This window comes from Martinezella sp. CNPSo 3957, from assembly GCF_057784395.1.
Genome location: NZ_JBXSOU010000017.1, coordinates 1 through 16206, shown reverse-complemented (window position 1 = coordinate 16206; position 16206 = coordinate 1). Strand labels below are relative to the sequence as shown.

Genomic DNA, 16206 nt, shown 5'->3' with positions numbered 1-16206 from the left:
ATGACGACCCACTCTGCACAAGCTCCCATGGACGGCGAAACACCCGCCTTCTATCTGAAGGAGGAGCATCATCCGGAAGGCAGCACCATGCTGGGCTTCTGGATCTACATCATGAGCGACTGCCTGATCTTCGCAGTCCTCTTCGCCACCTTCGCGGTACTCGGCCACAGCTATGCGGCCGGCCCGTCGCCGGCCGACCTCTTCGAGCTGCCGCTCGTCGCCCTCAACACGGCGATGCTGCTCTTCTCCTCCATCACCTATGGCTTCGCCATGCTGGCGATGGAGAAGGACAACAAGTCGGGCACGCTGATATGGCTGACGATCACCGGTATCTTCGGTGCTCTCTTCATCTTCTTCGAACTCTATGAGTTCTATCACCTGATCCTCGACGGTGCCGGCCCGCAGCGCAGCGCCTTCCTGTCGGCCTTCTTCACGCTGGTCGGCACGCACGGTCTGCACGTCACCACCGGTATCGTCTGGCTGATCACGCTGATGGTGCAGGTCGGCCGCTACGGACTGATCCCGGAAAACAAGCGCCGCCTGATGTGCCTCTCAATGTTCTGGCACTTCCTCGACGTCGTCTGGATCGGCGTGTTTTCCCTCGTCTATCTCATGGGAGTTCTCGGATGAGCTCGAACGCAAACCATTCGCATCATTCCGGGGACGCCCACGGCCACGATCATCATGGCGGCCACGAGGCATCACACGGCACCTTCAAGAGCTACATGACGGGGTTCATCCTCTCCGTCATCCTGACCGCCATTCCCTTCTGGCTGGTCATGGGCAAGGTCATCTCCGATCCGGCCGTCACCGGAGCGATCGTCATGATCCTCGGCGCGATTCAGATCGTCGTGCACATGATCTACTTCCTGCACATGAACACCCGCTCGGAAGGCGGCTGGAACATGATGGCGCTGATCTTTACGATCGTGATCGTCATCATCGCGCTGTCCGGCTCGCTCTGGGTCATGCATCACCTCAACGCGAACATGATGCCCATGTCGCCCGAGATGATGCGCAACATGCCGTAAATTCGAGGGCGGGCCTTCGAGCGAAGGCCCGCCCTCTCTCCCGGCGCGAAATCCGCCGGATGCTGCGCAGTGCATGCTTGAAATGCCGGAAGCCGCAGCCAAATCTTCCCGACCGCGCATGATCTTCAGCGAAGAGTATCGAACCGCCCGAAATCATGCGTCAGCGCGTCCCCGGAGACCTGCGCCATGACCGACATTTCCTCGAGCACATCTCAGGGCAAGCCGCGCTCGACGCTTAACCTTATCATCTGGGTATCGCTGCTTTTGCTCCTGACCGCCCTCCTCACCGGCCTCGGCACCTGGCAGGTGAAGCGGCTGTACTGGAAGCTGGATCTGATCGCCAGGGTCGATGCGCGCGTGCATGCGCCGGCGGTTCAGGCACCCGGCCCGGCGCAATGGGCCGATATCACGGCCGAAAACTCCGAATACAAGCATGTCCAGGCAAGCGGCACTTTCCTCAACGACAGGCAAGCACAGGTCTATGCCTCGACTGCGCTCGGCGCGGGCTACTGGGTGCTGACACCGCTGAAACTTGCAGACGGCACCATCATCATCGTCAACCGCGGCTTCGTTCCCACAGAGAAGCGCAATCCGACGACGCGTGCCGAAGGCGAGCTTTCCGGGGAGACTACGGTGACCGGCCTGCTCAGGATCAGCGAGCCCAAAGGCACGCTGCTGCGTTCGAACGTGCCGGCGGAGGAGCGCTGGTATTCACGCGACGTGGCAGCCATTGCCGAGGCCCGTGGGCTGCAGAACGTGGCGCCCTATTTCATCGATGCGGACGATGCGAAAAATCCCGGTGAATTGCCCGTGGGCGGGCTAACGCAGATTACCTTCCACAACAGCCATCTCGTCTATGCCATCACCTGGTATGGACTGGCTGCCATGACATTGGGGCTGGCCGTCTATCTCGTCTATTTCGAGAGGCAGCGGGCAAAAGCGGCTCACTGAGCACCGGAGCATTTCCGCTGCAGAAGAGTAAGCGCTCTGCCCTGCGTTTTCGCGCAGTTCCGGGCACCATACTCCTCCATACACTTCCCGGCGCCGCTCTATATTGTCATTTTCGGGAAACGAAGCTGCCAGCGTCGGCCGTCGCTCGTCATCTCGACAATCCCGAACGGCTCGACATCGACAGCCCAGAATGCTGCGGGCGGCGACTGCAGGGCCTGCAGAACAGCAGCACGAATGACGCTCGCATGGGTGATGACAACGATGTGACCGGTATCGTCGATGTGATTGCCCATCCATTCGCCGACACGCTTCATGACCGAGGACAGGGCTTCGCCGCCATGCGGGGCGACCGAGGTATCCGTCATCCAGAGCGTGAGGGACTCCGCGTCCCTTTCATGCAGTTCGGCAAGGGATTTCCCGCGCCAATCGCCATAATCGCATTCGCGCAGGGCGACGTCCGGGATAGCATCGAGGCCGAGGACGGCGGCGGTCTGGCGGGCACGCAAAGCCGGGCTCGCCCAGACCCGGTCGATTGCCCCGAGCCCGAAGGACAAGGATTGAGCCTGCTGAGCCGCCTTAGCCTCCAAGGGTTCGTCATCCGGAAAGCAGCCGTTCCGATGGGCTCGCGTCGCCCCATGACAAATCCAGCTCAAACGCGTTTTCATGAAACTCCTCTATTTCCATCCCCTGGCGCGCTCTTGTCGCGATTTCACATCGCTGTGGCGCTTGATTGACAATCATATTTGCAGATAGCTATAAACTTGCACTTGCGGGTGTGGAAGCCGGTGGAATCCCGGCGCGGTCGCGCCACTGTAATCGATGACGGAAACTTCGCCCTCGAGAGCCAGACCCTTCCCGCAAGAACCCTTCCGCAAATGGAACGCGCTTTTCTTAACGAGGGAAATACAATGTCCGACACCACTTTCGCCCCATCCGCAGTTCCGCAGCCGATCCCACTCGGCCAAATCCTGCCCTGGGCCATTTTCGCCGGCCTGCTGATGCTGCTCGCGATCTATTTCATCGGCGCAGAAGAAGGAGCGACCTCGCTCATCTCGGGCATGTATGTGCACGAATTCGTGCATGATGCCCGTCACCTTCTCGGCTTCCCCTGCCACTAAGGGGTCAAGCACATGGTTGGACGTCTTTTGCTCCGCGGCATGATCGTTGGGGCCCTTGCCGGTATTTTCGTTTTTGCATTCGCCCACATCTTCGGCGAGCCGCTGGTCGACTGGGCTATCGGCTTTGAGGAAAAGGCCGCGCAGGCGGCCGGCGAAGCGCTGGAGCCGGAAATCGTCAGCCGCGCCACGCAGGCGGGCATCGGCCTTTTCACGGGCAGCGTGATCTTTTCGACCGCAATAGGCGGATTGTTCGCACTGGTCTTCTCGTTCGTCTACGGCCGCATCAGCCCCCTGGGTGCGCGCGGCACGGCGGCACTGCTCGCGCTCGCCGCTTTCGTGACGATTTCGCTCGTGCCCGACATCAAATATCCGGCAAACCCGCCGGCCGTCGGCAATCCCGAGACGATCAGCGCGAGAACTGAGCTGTTCTTCATCATGATCGTTGCCTCCATCGTCGGCATGATTGTCGCGGTGGGATTCGGACGCAGGCTGGCGGCGCGTTATGGTTCCTGGAACGGTACGATCATTGCCGGCATCGGCTACATCGTCTTCATCGCGCTGATACAATATCTGCTTCCCTCGATCAACGAAGTGCCCGAGCAATTCTCGGCCGTCGTGCTTTGGCGCTTCCGCATCACCTCGCTCGGCATGCACGCCATCCTCTGGACGACGCTCGGCCTTGCCTTTGGAGCCTGGGCAGAACGCCAACTGCCCCAGACACGCTACCGCAATGCCAGCCTGCGCCGGGCCTAGCGTGATAAGTAGATCGCATCCCGCGCATGGCAACATGCGCGGGTTACGCCAACATCCAGGTGCCATCCTGCTTGCAATCTTTCTCATGCTGTCGGGCTGCCCGGCTTCGGTTGCGGCGCATGGCAGTTCCTCCGGTAGCCAGGCTGGCATCCCGATTCCGAGTCTTACCCATGGCGAGATGGCAGTGATCGCTCCTTATTACGGGCGAATCATCTCGATTGCCGATAGCGTATCGGATACCGACGAAACCCTCCGCCGTCTCTTGAACTTCGCGCAGATACAGCGTGCTTATTGCCTATGGGGCCTGATGCCGGGCAACGTCAGCGACGAGGAGAGCCCGTTCAACGAATGCTCCCACGCCTACCTCGCCGCAGCGAAGGCGGTGCTGCTGCAGATGCGCGTCATGAAAGTGGAGAAGGCATCGGTCGACGATCTCGTCTCCGATATCGACGCCGCGCTCGTGCGCAACAGCCTCTCGCTCATCCTGTGTAAATTCAGCGGCGAGAGCTTCAATACGGCCGATCTCATCCGGCCAAACCTTGCCGACATCGCACTCCATGCGAAAAGCCTTGCTGCGATCTTATCGGCCAGCCTGCTCGTTCTTGCAGGCCTCTGGCTCGGAGCGCGCGCGTTGCGGCTGCAAGCTCAGCCTTAAGAACCGCATTTTTATCGGAACTGCCCTTAACAAAACACCGCCGCAAGATGCGGCGGTGCTTCTGATCTTACCAGTAGTGCGGGCGATCGCGCCAGCGGCCGTCGCCCCAGCCATCGCGATGATGGCGATGGCCGTGCCAGCCCCATGGCGGCGGCGGTGGCGGCCTGTAGTAACCCCAGCGCCGGGGCGGCGGACCCCAGCGATTGGGGCGGCATTCGCCCCAGCGCGTCAGGTGCCAGCCACGACCGCAGGCATAGTCAACTTTCACAATCGGCACGGAGGCCGTTGACCCAACGGCCGGGATAGGCATTGCCTCTGCCGAAGATACAACCAGGCTGCCGAACAAGGCAGCAATGGCAATCACGGACGATCTCATATTAATGGCCCTCTATCCAAGTCCCTTACATGGGGGATTTAACCCCCGAAGGTATGAACGCCGGCTGAACCGAAAATGGCCTTTTGGAGGCAAATCAAGATCAGCCCGAGAACCTGCCGGCAGTCGAACGGGCTAGGCACTGCCCGCATTTGCAGTTCGCCGCAGCCTGTTCCCGCGTCACGAGAGTTTCATGAACGAGGCTTACACCGGCAATATCCATTGCAATAAGGGAGTTCGGGATGGTCGACCTCGTTTCAAACAATGCGGAAGGCGGCAATGCCGACCATCCGATTCATGGCGCAGGCAGCTCGGCAAAATGGTTTCTGCCGCTCTTCGGCATCGTCGTCCTGGCCGGCCTCGTCTATGTCGCCTACGCTCTCGGCAGCGACCTTGCAGAGGCCGCCGCAGTTCCGTGGATATTGCTCGGGCTGGCGCTGCTGATCGCGCTCGGCTTCGAATTCGTCAACGGTTTTCACGATACCGCCAACGCCGTTGCCACCGTCATCTACACGCGCTCGCTGCCGGCGGAGTTCGCCGTCATCTGGTCTGGCTTCTTCAACTTCCTCGGCGTTCTGACCTCATCGGGCGCCGTCGCCTTCGGCATCCTGGCGCTGCTGCCGGTCGAGCTCATCCTGCAGGTCGGCTCCGGCTCCGGTCTCGCGATGGTCTTCGCCCTGTTGACCGCCGCCATCATCTGGAATCTCGGCACCTGGTATCTTGGCCTGCCGGCCTCGAGCTCACATACACTTGTCGGCTCGATCATCGGCGTCGGCCTCGCCAACCAGTTCCTGGCACCCGCCGGCTCTGCCACCAGCGGTGTCGACTGGTCGCAGGCAAGCAGCGTCGGCATGTCGCTGCTCTTGTCGCCGATCATCGGCTTTGCCGCAGCTGCAATATTGCTGCTGGTCGCCAAGGTGCTGATCCGCAATAAGGAGCTTTATGAAGCGCCGAAGGGCAACACGCCGCCTCCGCTCTGGATCCGCGGCCTGCTGATCTTCACCTGCACCGGCGTCAGCTTCGCCCATGGTTCGAATGACGGCCAGAAGGGCATGGGTCTGATCATGCTCATCCTCATCGGCCTCGTACCGACTGCCTTCGCGCTGAACAAGACGCCCGACGTCAACTATCTCGAAGCTTACAAAACTGCCTCGACGCAGGTCGAGACGGTACTCGGCAAATATGTGAAGCCGGGCGTCGCCGCACCGGCCGATCCGAAGGCCACTGTCAGCAGCGCCGTAAAGACCAAGACCTGGACGGACGTGACGACGCCGGCTCTCCAAGCATATATTCATGCCACGAGCGCGGAGATCGCGGCCTATCCAAGCGTCGAGAAGCTGCCGAACGGGCTCGTCGGCAACGTCCGTAACGATATCTATCTGATCGGTGAATCGCTGAAGCTGATCGACAAGCAGAAGCTGCTGCCGATGAGCGCCGAGGACCTGAAGGCCGTGACCAACTATCACGCCGCCGTCGATCACGCGACCAAGTTCATCCCGCTCTGGGTAAAGGTTGCCGTGGCGCTGGCGCTCGGCCTTGGCACCATGGTCGGCTGGAAACGCATCGTCGTGACCGTCGGCGAGAAGATCGGCAAGACGCACCTGACCTACGGCCAGGGTGCTGCCGCCGAAGTCGTCGCCATGCTGACCATCGGTGCTGCCGACCATCTCGGCCTGCCGGTATCGACCACGCACGTCCTGTCCTCCGGCGTCGCCGGCACCATGGCGGCAAACGGTTCCGGCCTGCAGTGGTCGACAGTGCGCAACATGCTGATGGCCTGGATCCTGACGCTTCCGGCTTCGATCACGCTGGCCTTCGTGCTGTTCATCGTGCTGCGCCAGGTCTTCTGATCGACAGTGGAGACTATTCCCGAAGACGATGGCGCCCTGACGGGGGCGCCATTTTGTTTGCAGCATTGTGCGGACGAATTCTCACGGAGCGCACAAGCGGCGCCGGTCAAGCGCGTGCGAAACGCCTGTTCCGAAATTGCTCAGTCGACGGTTTCCCTCTTGTTGCCGTTCGCACCGAGGCCGGAAATCTTGGCAAGCTCCGAACGACGATTGGCATAATTCTGCGCCACCATCGGGTAGTTGGGAGCAAGCCCCCACTTCTGCCTGTATTCCTCGGGCGTCATGCCATAATGCACGCGCAAATGACGCTTCAGCGTCTTGAAGCGTTTGCCGTCTTCGAGGCAGACGATGTAGTCGTTCGTCACCGATTTCTTCAAATCCACGGCCGGCACCAGATTGGCGCGATCGACGGTGGTAGCCGAGCCATCCAATGTCAGCAGCACCTCATGGATATCCTTGATCAGCCTGGGAAGGCTGTGGATGGGAACGGCATTGTGACTGACATAGGCCGAAACGATCTTCACACAGCCATCGAATAAGGAAGGCTTCGGCGGAGCGGGGGTTTTTGTCTCGAAAGAATCCATGATCTTTTCCCGGATCTCATTTGGTTCCTCGTGCGCCGCCCCGCTCGAATTACATCATGCACGATATCCGCAGACGGACATCGCACCGTTTCGATTTGCGCCCTGTTTCGGGGCGCTGTCCCGGTTCGATAACCGGGGTTCCATGCGTCCGCATCAAATGCGTGCGCAATTACAGCCGGTAGCTTTCGACTCCTATCTCGTATCCGCAGCAGACTGCGGCAGTTCGCCGGCAGGGTCCGCGAAGTAGACCGCCAGCTTGTTACAAAGGGTGACGAGCGGCATGCCAAGCATGAACGCCGTGTGAGTGGGATCTCCGCCGCAATGCTGCAGAGTCTGGAGAATGAGCTTGCGCTCGACATCCTCCATCGTCTGGCCGACCAGTGTTTTGACGGCGGCATCCACGGGTTCATGCAGTGATTGGCCATCGCCAAGATGGAGAGCAATCTCCTCGAGCAATCGATTTTCACCTGCGGTCACTATGACGACATCATCCGCATGACCGCCCAGTTCACACAAGACATAGAGGCCCGTCTCCGCATCGATGGTGACGCGGGCCACCGCCTCGGCGGTCTGATCGCAAATGAGGACATGCGGGCCCGCTCCGCCGACGAAAGTGGCTGACAGCTCACCGCAGCTTCCGGAGAAGACGATGCGAAGCCGGCTGACCAGGGCGCGCAGCAATGTCTTCGTCTTGAGTTCGCTCGCCGCACGCGCCGCCGATATCTGATAGGCCGATGTGAAAGCCAGTCGCTGCATCATGGCATCACCTGCAGAACGAGAACGACAGGCTCCGGTGCGCAACTGTTCATGCCACCCCCCGCAAGACAGCTTTGCGCTTATGACGTCGAAGCCGCGCCAGGGAAACCGGCTTCGAAAGCAGGAAACCCTGGACATGCGTTGCGCCCGCCTCCTGCGCGGCATTGAGCTGAGCGCCGGTTTCAATCCCCTCGACGACGACAAAAGGAGCAAAACAGGACGCAAAACCGACGATGTGGGAGAGGCTATTGCTTCCGTCGCGACCAGGCCTGTTATCCCAGACAAAGGCTGCATCGATCTTGACGATATCTGCCGGCACCTGCAGCAGCGATTCCGGCGTGGCAAAGCCAGATCCGAAATCATCGATCGCGATACGACAGCCAAGGGCACGGATCATCTTCATGCGTTCGATGGACGCGCCGACGACGGGATAGCTCTCGGTGACCTCGATGATGAGCCGCGAGGCAAGCTCCGGACGGCGGCTGATTCGGCCGAACACATCGGCGAACCGATCCGAATGCGACAGGCTGGTGGCGGAGAGATTGAAACCGAGAACCAGCGTCTCATCCGCCGCCAGGTCGGACAGCACCATATCCAGAATACGCAGGTCGAGGTCGAACCAGCGATCCTGGCGCTCGAGGAGCGAAACGAAGGTGCCGGCCGTATGCACGGTTCCGTCCGAGTCCGTTACGCGCGCCAGGCTTTCGGCATAGAACACCTTGCCGGGATTTGCGGCATCATGAATCCACTGCGCAGCAAAACCCAGCCCGCCTTCGGCAATCGCCTTCAAGATCAGGGCTCCGTGCCCCTCTTCCTCGCGACTTGCGTTACCGTTCATCGGGCCTCCCTTTCGGGGCGAAGCGGCAAAGCATCGGGAAGCCGGAAGCAGCAACCGAGCGCGGCGCATATCGCGCCCAAACATGGGACTTCAGATAGCTATAATTTGCCTCTTCCATCTTCCAGACACCCTCGACCTCAATCATTGAGGCTTCCCTTCATCGAGCTGGAAATATTGCGCCGAAGACCGTAGTCAACCGGCGAGGATATGCGTACGAGATAGTTATTTAATAATTGCTAATAGACTAATTAACGATCGCTGCAAAAGTCAATCTCCGTGCGGCACTCTTCCTTTCAACTAAATTAAAATATTAATGCTCTTCAATAATTATTCACCATTTGGGGCGGGACCACCAGCCACTTCGCTGCGCAGACTGCAAAGCCAAACCTAAAGGCGGCAAATCCTGGTGCCACAATCTTTCCCATTCGAGGCTCACGATACCGCTATAGTCATCGGCGTCGAGCACCGAACGCAGCGCCGCCATCGGGAACTCGCCGGTGCCGGGCTGTACGTAACTGTAGGGCAGCCTAGGCCCCGGCCGGGAAACGCTGTCCTTGACATGGAGATGGTGCGTATTGCGACAAACCTGTTTCCAGGTTTCGACGGGATCCTGCCCGCCCTTGCGCCAAGTATGATGTGTATCCCATATCAGCGCGCAATCTGGGGCTATTTCAAGGAAGCGCGGGATAGCGTCCGGCAATGCAAGGAAATCATGGGTTTCGATGACCATGTCGGCCCGAAAGCCTTCGCGCACCGCGGTCTCACGCCACCATTGCAGCGTGGCCAGAGCCTCGGCCAGCTCGCCCTCATCGGCAGTTTCCCCGCCGTCGAAGACCCTGAGCGAACGAACACCGGCGGCCTCCGCCCAAGGAAGGTAGCGCAGGAACTCTTCCTTTGCCTGCGCTGTCGCACCGACCAGACGCAGCGAAGTATTGAAAGCGCAGACGCCTACCGCAGAGCTTTCCAGCACTTTGGTCAGACCCGCCGGAGAGCCGAATCTTTCGGTGAAATAGGTGACGAGATCGACGGTACCTCCAAGGGCTCGGATTTCTATCGCATCGATGCCGTGGTTCCCTGCCAGTTCGAGGACGTCGACCAGTTCCAATTCCGCACATCCCAGAGTAGAAAATGCCGATGTTATTCGCGGAACGTCCCTATCAAGTGCCACCATCAGAGGCTCCTCCGCCCTGTTTGCCAGCTACCGCCGCTCAACGTGCCAATGAGCACGTCCAGCCTCCACAGCTTGCCGCCCGACATAAGTAACCAGATGGATAATTAAGAAGCTGACTTCCGCCGTCAAGCGTAGATCGCAGCTCTACCCCAGAGGCGGCTTTATCGACCTACCATGGAGCAAGGGCGGATATTCGACGTAAGCTGCGCGGATATCCTTACCAGACGATCGGGTGAGTTTCGCCGGTCGCGACATTGACGAAACCTTCCGGCGCCCTTTCGGAGGGAGCGACCAGCACCCAGCGCCAAGGCGCGCAGGTAAGCGTCGCGAAGGAGAGACGCTCAGGAAAGCCGGGCCACCAGCGCGGCGAAAAGGTCGGCTCATACATCCAGTCGATCTCGGCCCCGGCCTTATACAGCGCCTGCATCTCCGCATCCAGCTCCTCAGCCGAGCGTGCGGTCATCAGGCCGCCGACTTCATAACGGACGCGAGCGACGACCTTGCCGCCCGAGACCAGCACCCAGCCGCCCTGCTGCTCCTCAAGGGCATTGGCGACCATCGCCATGGCTTCGTCGGCGGAGCCGACGACCCAGATATTGTGCTTATCGTGACCGAGCGTGGCACCGAGCGCGGTATCCGGCGTGCGCGGCCCCGTGCCCAGCCAGAACATGCGCGCGACCTTGGCTTGCCCGGAAAAGCGATCGACGATCGCGAATTTCGTGACATTGCGTTCGTGGTCGCGCTGAACGGCACCATCGCGGACCGGCAGATCCATGGTGACGAAATCATCGGCCCAGTGGAACGGCCGCAGCAGTGCAGCCTTGGCCGTGTCAGACGCCGACGGGGCGGCTATGCGAAAATCTTCCGCCGTCACGGTCCGATCGATGCGGACAGTCTGCGTTGCCCATTCCGGCCAGTCGATCTCGGGCCGAACACCGACGAAGGCTTTGCCTTCGGATGCCGACCTGCCATCTGCCCAGACCTTGGCGATCGACAGCGTCTTCACATCGTCCAGCAGCACGATATCGGCAAAGCGGCCCGGTGCAATCGAGCCAACCCATGGTGTCAGCCGCATATGGCGGGCGGGATTGATCGTCACGCATTGAATGGCGATTTCCGGCGCCAGTCCATTCTCGATTGCCAGGCGGACATTATAATCCGTGGCACCGATCTTCAGCGTATCGCTGGCGCTGCGATCATCGGTGACGAAGGCGATCTGCGACCAGTCGGACAATCCCTTCTCGATCAGGCCCTTGATGACCTCGGGTAGGGAATGCGGTCTGAGTTCGATGAACAGGCCATGCGTCAGCTTTTCCCAGATCTCGTCGAGGAACCATCCCTCGTGATCGGAGGCGAGGCCTGCGCCGGCAAAGGCATTGATAGACGCAAGATCACGCAGGCCTGCGCCGTGACCTTCGACCACGCCGCGCTGCTCGAACGTCGCGCGGATCATGCCCCAGAGACGATCGTAAGCCGGATTCTCCGGATTGCTGACCGAGGGCCAGTCCATGACCTCGTCAAGGCCGGCCACCATCAGGCTCTCATTGAGAAACGACTTCTGCTCGTCATAGCCGAAATGACCGCCGCCCCATTCGTAAGCGGTCGGCGGTACGGCCGATCCCGGCAGGGGAAATATCTTCATCGGCGAGCCGCGGCGGCGGGCCTCGAGCCAGAATTCCAGATTGCGGGCGCCATTGACGTTGGAGAATTCGTGGCTTGCTTCACAGGTCCAGGTGACGCCATGCGGCATGACCAGAGCCGCTTCCCATTCGGGAGTCAGATGCGAGCTTTCGATATGCTTGTGCGCCTCGCCGAAACCGGGAACCGCTGCGAGATGCGGCTCGTGCACGCGCTCGCTCACCTCGCCCTGATAACTGCCGGCCGGGCCGACATAGGCGATGCGCCGGCCCTTGATGACGATTTCCTGGTCGTCCAGCCAAGTGCGGCTATGCACATCCAAAAGCCTGCCGACGCGCAGCAGCCGATCTGCCGGACGGCGGCCGAGCGCGGTCAGCGTCAGATCCTGACGAATGAGGACTTCGTCCGCCGCATTGATCAGCAAATCGTCGGGAAGCTTTGTTTTCGGGGATGTCATGAGACGCATGCCTGCCAGTGAAATCGATCCGCCGAGGGTAAAGATGACGCACGAGCCTGTAAAGCCGACCGAATCGGATCAAGGAAGCCTAATGATCTCAGGCACTTCATAAGCCAGCATTGTGCGCGACGACAAAGAATATTCATCTTATGAAAGGCAAAAACCACCGCCCTGCCCATTTGTTGGGCTTGTAAAGCCGGTGCTCGAAAAATAGTATCCTAGAAGCTTGAAACATATGCCCGATTTCACTCACCAAAAGGATTTCGAGAATGAAAGGCCTCACCCTTGCCCGCGTCGCGGGATTTGCTTTCCTTGCCGCGGCAACAGCCATGCCGGCCTTCGCCCAGGCAAAAACGCTGACCATTTCCTGGTGGGGCTATAATGGCGAGAAGATGCAGGCCAACATCATCGAGCCCTTCAAGAAGATCTGCGGCTGCGACGTCGTTTTCGAAACCGGCAATAATGCCGATCGCTTGAACAAGCTGAAGCTGCGCGGCGGCAAGGGCGTCGACGTCATCTATCTCACGGACAGCTATTCGCAGCTTGGCATCCAGCAAGGCCTCTTCCAGGAAGTCGACCGCAGCAAGATCCCGAACCTTGCCGATCTCTACGATATCGCCAAAGCGCCGCAGGGCAATTACGGACCCGCCTACACGATCGGCCGCATTGGCATCGTCTACGATACGGCGAAGGTGAACCCGCCGATCACCTCCTGGAACGATCTGTGGCGCGACGACCTGAAGGGCGCAATTTCGCTTCCCGGCATCACCACGACAGGTGGGCCGCTGACGGTGCTCCAAGCCGGCAAGCATGCAGGCGCCGATCCCTATGCCGATGCCGGAAAGGCGTTTGAGGCCATCGAGGCGCTGAAGCCGAATGTCGTCAAGAATTACAATACCGGCTCCGAGCTGGTGAACCTGATCTCGACAGGCGAGGCCAAGGTGGCGATAACGCAGGACTTCGTTCTGTCATCCCTGCGCACGGCCGTCCCGACGATGGCCTGGGCTAACCTGAAAGAGGGCGATATCGCCGTCCTCAACACGGTCAATATTCCAAAGGGCTCGGAAAATGTCGAGCTTGCGCACCAGTTCATCAATTTTGTCCTGTCGAAGGATGTTCAGCAGGCGGAAGCCGAACAGGGCGTCGATGCCCCGGTCTCGACCAAGGTGGCGCTGCCGCCGGAAAAGGCCAAGCTCTGGACCTATGGCGCCGAGATGATCGCCAAGCTCAGCCGGATCGACTATCAGAAGCTGATCGAAGCGCAATCGGACTGGGTCGACCGCTGGAACGAGATCTTCGGCATGTAACAGAGCATGCCGCACACTCTCGCGGCGTTCTCACGGAATTTAGTTGATGAAGCATTTGATGAAATGGGGTTTGGCGACGCCGGCGATCCTCGCCGTAGCGCTCTTCCTGCTCGTTCCCGTTGTCATTACGATCGCGGCGACCTTCGGCGAACCCAAGGGGGTGTTTTCCCCCTATGTCGCTTTCTTCTCCAGCGGTTTTCGCCGAACCGTGCTCTTCAGGACAATCGAGATCGCTCTCATTACGACGGCGATCTCACTGTTCATCGGCTTCATCGCCGCCTATGCGATCGCGCAGATGCCGGGCCGCGCCAAGAGCGTGATGATCATCGCCGCCGTCTTTCCGCTGTTGACCGGCGTTGTCGTGCGCTCCTTTGCCTGGCTGATCATTCTTGGCAAGAACGGCATTCTCAACACCATCCTGATGTCGGCCGGCGTCATCAGCGAACCGTTATCGATGCTCTATACCGAGGGCTCGGTCATCGTCGCGATGGTCTATCTCTTCGTGCCCTTGATGATCCTGACCCTTGTCGGCGTGCTCGAAGGCATACCGCAGGATCTCATTCAGGCGGCGACGTCCCTTGGCGCGACGCCGGCCGCGACCTTTCGCCAGGTCATCCTGCCGCTGGCAACACCCGGCCTCATCGTCGGCGCGGTGCTTGTCTTCACCGGCAGTTTCACCTCCTATGCCACGCCGCAGCTGCTCGGCGGCGAAAAGCAGATGATGATGGGCACCTTCCTCTATCAGCGCGCCATGGTCACCTTCGACTGGGTCGGCGCCTCGACGATCGCCGCCATCATGGTAGTGGTCACGATCGGTATTGTCGCAATCATGAGTCGTCTCGCACGATGGCTGAACCCGATGGCGGTGTGATCATGACAAAGTCCGTCCACCCCACGCTCATCGCTTTCACGGCCCTTGTCTTCCTGTTCCTGCTGGCGCCGCTCGTCATCATCATCGGCGCCGCCTTCAGCGACACGACCTATCTCACCTTTCCGCCGCAGGGCCTGACGCTGCACTGGTTCTCAAACATCGTTCAGATCCAAGCCTTCCGCACGACGGCAATCACCAGCCTGGAGCTCGCTTTCCTCGGAACGGCACTTTCGCTGCTGATCGGCATTCCAGCGGCCTACGCCATCAGCCGCTACAGGGTCGAACTGCCGCGCTGGCTTTCAACCCTCTTCGTGCTGCCGATCCTCGTTCCGGAAATCGTCTTCGGCTTTTCGCTGATGAAATCGATCACGATCGGGCTCGGTCTGCCGATCTTTCCGAGCCTCCTGATCGGCCATGCACTGCTGGTGCTGCCCTATTCGGTGCGCGTCGTCAGCGCCAGCCTCGCGAGTTTCGATTTCTCGATCGAGGAGGCCGCCATTAGCCTCGGCTGCCCACCCCTGAAGACCTTCCTGACCGTGGTGCTGCCGAACATCCGCGCCGGCGTCATCGCCGCCTTCATCCTCGCCTTTATCACCTCCATCAACGATGTCTCCGTTTCGGTCTTCCTGACCGGCCCAGGCATCTCCACCCTTCCGATCCAGATCCTTGCCCATATGGAGCAGTTCTTCGACCCAACCATCGCCTCGGTCTCCGTGCTGTTGATGCTCGTGACCGTCGCCGTGATGGCGATCGTCGAAGCCACCCTGGGCCTCACCTTCCTGACAAAGTAGCCGCCCGTGACCGTATCGCTTTCTATCAACTCCATCAGCGCGCATTACGGCAAGACCGCCGTCCTGCAGGATCTTTCGCTTTCCGTTGCGGCCGGCGAACTGGTCTCGCTGCTCGGCTCGAGCGGCTGCGGCAAGACGACGACCTTGCGGCTGGTCGCCGGTTTCCTCAAGCCGACGAGCGGCACGATCAAGCTCGGCGGCCGCGATCTGACGACGCTGCCGGCGCATGCCAGGGATATCGGCCTGGTATTCCAGAACTATGCGCTCTTTCCGCATCTGACGGTGCTCGATAACGTAGCCTTCGGCCTCAAGCAGCGCCGCATGCCGACACAAGAGCGCAGGCAAAAGGCAGCCTCCATGCTGGAACGTGTCGGTCTTTCCGGCCTCGGCGACCGCCTGCCCGGCGCCCTCTCAGGTGGCCAAAAGCAGCGTGTCGCGCTCGCCCGCGCCCTCGTCATCGAGCCGCCGCTCCTGATGTTCGACGAGCCGCTTTCCAATCTCGATGCGAAGCTCAGGATCGACATGCGCGTGGAGATCCGCCAGCTGCAGCGCGCCAACGGCACAACCTCGCTCTACGTGACGCATGATCAGGAGGAAGCCTTCTCGATCTCCGATCGCGTCGCCATCATGAATGCCGGCCGCATCATGCAACTCGATACGCCCGAGACACTTTACCGCAAGCCCGCCAACAGTTTTGTGGCCCGCTTCGTCGGCTTCGAAAACCTGCTGCCGTTGAGGGTCGTCGAGCGCCAGGGTGCCTCCGTCACAGCCGAGGTTACAGGCGGCGCAAGGATCATTCTGTCGCAGGATGATTTCGGGCCGATTCCGGACAGTTTTATTCTCGGCTGCCGTGCGGACGGGCTTTCGGTTCGGCGCGAAGGCAACGGCCTGGCGGCGGTTCTGGGAACACGCACTTATCTCGGCCGCGCCTATCAATATCAATGTGAGACGGCGGCCGGCGCCATCGTCGCCAATGGCCCCTTATCGGAGCCGATGACGGCTGGAAGCAGCGCGGTGCTCGTGCCGGTGCCGGAGCAATGCTGCATTCTGGAACCCGAAGGG

The 16206-nt window shown here is 60.3% G+C and carries 19 protein-coding genes; 11 read left to right on the top strand and 8 right to left on the bottom strand.

What is annotated here, in order from left to right:
* The 3 genes from cyoC to AC13QE_RS27630 all read left to right on the top strand — a co-directional run bounded on the left by cyoC (nt 1) and on the right by AC13QE_RS27630 (nt 1982).
* Nucleotides 1-630 carry a cytochrome o ubiquinol oxidase subunit III gene (gene cyoC / locus AC13QE_RS27640; protein WP_132721027.1) on the top strand — a complete coding sequence of 210 codons (630 nt, stop codon included), beginning with the start codon at nt 1-3 and terminating at the stop codon, nt 628-630.
* Nucleotides 627-1031: a cytochrome o ubiquinol oxidase subunit IV gene (gene cyoD / locus AC13QE_RS27635; RefSeq protein WP_112338512.1), complete on the top strand. Its 405-nt coding sequence runs from the start codon at nt 627-629 to the stop codon at nt 1029-1031. Before cyoC ends, cyoD begins: the two co-directional genes overlap by 4 nt.
* A gap of 186 nt (nt 1032-1217) precedes the next feature.
* Nucleotides 1218-1982 (top strand): SURF1 family protein, encoded by a 765-nt coding sequence (locus AC13QE_RS27630; protein ID WP_488486116.1) that lies wholly within the window; start codon nt 1218-1220, stop codon nt 1980-1982.
* A 98-nt stretch (nt 1983-2080) separates the two neighbouring features.
* Here AC13QE_RS27630 and AC13QE_RS27625 read toward each other — a convergent pair whose 3' ends face one another.
* Nucleotides 2081-2647 (bottom strand): histidine phosphatase family protein, encoded by a 567-nt coding sequence (locus AC13QE_RS27625; RefSeq protein WP_488486115.1) that lies wholly within the window; start codon nt 2645-2647, stop codon nt 2081-2083.
* A 243-nt stretch (nt 2648-2890) separates the two neighbouring features.
* Between AC13QE_RS27625 and AC13QE_RS27620 the strand changes: the two genes are divergently transcribed.
* From AC13QE_RS27620 to AC13QE_RS27610, 3 genes are read left to right on the top strand one after another with little or no spacing between them, the layout of a single operon-like run.
* Nucleotides 2891-3100: a CbtB domain-containing protein gene (locus AC13QE_RS27620; RefSeq protein ID WP_015338334.1), complete on the top strand. Its 210-nt coding sequence runs from the start codon at nt 2891-2893 to the stop codon at nt 3098-3100.
* 12 nt (nt 3101-3112) lie between these two features.
* On the top strand, nt 3113-3853 hold the full coding sequence (locus AC13QE_RS27615) for a CbtA family protein (RefSeq protein ID WP_488486114.1): 741 nt from the start codon (nt 3113-3115) through the stop codon (nt 3851-3853).
* 34 nt (nt 3854-3887) lie between these two features.
* Complete coding sequence (locus tag AC13QE_RS27610; RefSeq protein ID WP_488486113.1) at nt 3888-4508, top strand: hypothetical protein; 621 nt, start codon at nt 3888-3890, stop codon at nt 4506-4508.
* Nucleotides 4509-4575: 67 nt separating this feature from the next.
* On the opposite strand, the gene AC13QE_RS27605 is transcribed toward AC13QE_RS27610, so the two are convergent.
* Nucleotides 4576-4884, bottom strand: a complete 309-nt coding sequence (locus AC13QE_RS27605; protein WP_015338331.1) for a GCG_CRPN prefix-to-repeats domain-containing protein — start codon at nt 4882-4884, stop codon at nt 4576-4578.
* Nucleotides 4885-5123: 239 nt separating this feature from the next.
* Here AC13QE_RS27605 and AC13QE_RS27600 point away from each other — a divergent pair, with 239 nt between their 5' ends.
* Nucleotides 5124-6731 (top strand): inorganic phosphate transporter, encoded by a 1608-nt coding sequence (locus tag AC13QE_RS27600; RefSeq protein ID WP_488486112.1) that lies wholly within the window; start codon nt 5124-5126, stop codon nt 6729-6731.
* A gap of 140 nt (nt 6732-6871) precedes the next feature.
* Here AC13QE_RS27600 and AC13QE_RS27595 read toward each other — a convergent pair whose 3' ends face one another.
* The 6 genes from AC13QE_RS27595 to AC13QE_RS27570 form a co-directional block, all read right to left on the bottom strand.
* The gene (locus AC13QE_RS27595) at nt 6872-7315 is read right to left on the bottom strand and encodes a Ros/MucR family transcriptional regulator (RefSeq protein ID WP_132721021.1); all 444 of its coding nucleotides are present in this window, start codon (nt 7313-7315) and stop codon (nt 6872-6874) included.
* 192 nt (nt 7316-7507) lie between these two features.
* Nucleotides 7508-8074, bottom strand: coding sequence for a helix-turn-helix domain-containing protein (locus AC13QE_RS27590; protein WP_488486111.1), 567 nt, complete (start codon nt 8072-8074; stop codon nt 7508-7510).
* Nucleotides 8075-8120: 46 nt separating this feature from the next.
* The gene (locus tag AC13QE_RS27585) at nt 8121-8909 is read right to left on the bottom strand and encodes an EAL domain-containing protein (protein ID WP_488486110.1); all 789 of its coding nucleotides are present in this window, start codon (nt 8907-8909) and stop codon (nt 8121-8123) included.
* The gene (locus tag AC13QE_RS27580; RefSeq protein WP_488486109.1) at nt 8899-9054 is read right to left on the bottom strand and encodes a hypothetical protein; all 156 of its coding nucleotides are present in this window, start codon (nt 9052-9054) and stop codon (nt 8899-8901) included. The genes AC13QE_RS27585 and AC13QE_RS27580 overlap by 11 nt, the downstream gene beginning before the upstream one ends.
* A 186-nt stretch (nt 9055-9240) precedes the next feature.
* Nucleotides 9241-10080, bottom strand: coding sequence for a sugar phosphate isomerase/epimerase family protein (locus AC13QE_RS27575; RefSeq protein WP_132721018.1), 840 nt, complete (start codon nt 10078-10080; stop codon nt 9241-9243).
* A gap of 217 nt (nt 10081-10297) precedes the next feature.
* Entirely contained in the window at nt 10298-12184 is a 1887-nt protein-coding gene (locus AC13QE_RS27570) for an adenine deaminase (protein ID WP_488486108.1), read from the bottom strand.
* Between the two features lie 260 nt (nt 12185-12444).
* Between AC13QE_RS27570 and AC13QE_RS27565 the strand changes: the two genes are divergently transcribed.
* From AC13QE_RS27565 to AC13QE_RS27550, 4 genes are all read left to right on the top strand, one after another.
* Complete coding sequence (locus AC13QE_RS27565; RefSeq protein ID WP_488486107.1) at nt 12445-13482, top strand: ABC transporter substrate-binding protein; 1038 nt, start codon at nt 12445-12447, stop codon at nt 13480-13482.
* 46 nt (nt 13483-13528) lie between these two features.
* Nucleotides 13529-14353: an ABC transporter permease gene (locus tag AC13QE_RS27560; protein WP_488486106.1), complete on the top strand. Its 825-nt coding sequence runs from the start codon at nt 13529-13531 to the stop codon at nt 14351-14353.
* Between the two features lie 2 nt (nt 14354-14355).
* Nucleotides 14356-15144, top strand: a complete 789-nt coding sequence (locus tag AC13QE_RS27555) for an ABC transporter permease (RefSeq protein ID WP_488486105.1) — start codon at nt 14356-14358, stop codon at nt 15142-15144.
* Between the two features lie 6 nt (nt 15145-15150).
* Nucleotides 15151-16206, top strand: a 1056-nt coding sequence (locus tag AC13QE_RS27550; RefSeq protein WP_488486104.1) for an ABC transporter ATP-binding protein, incomplete at its 3' end; no start/stop codon positions are given.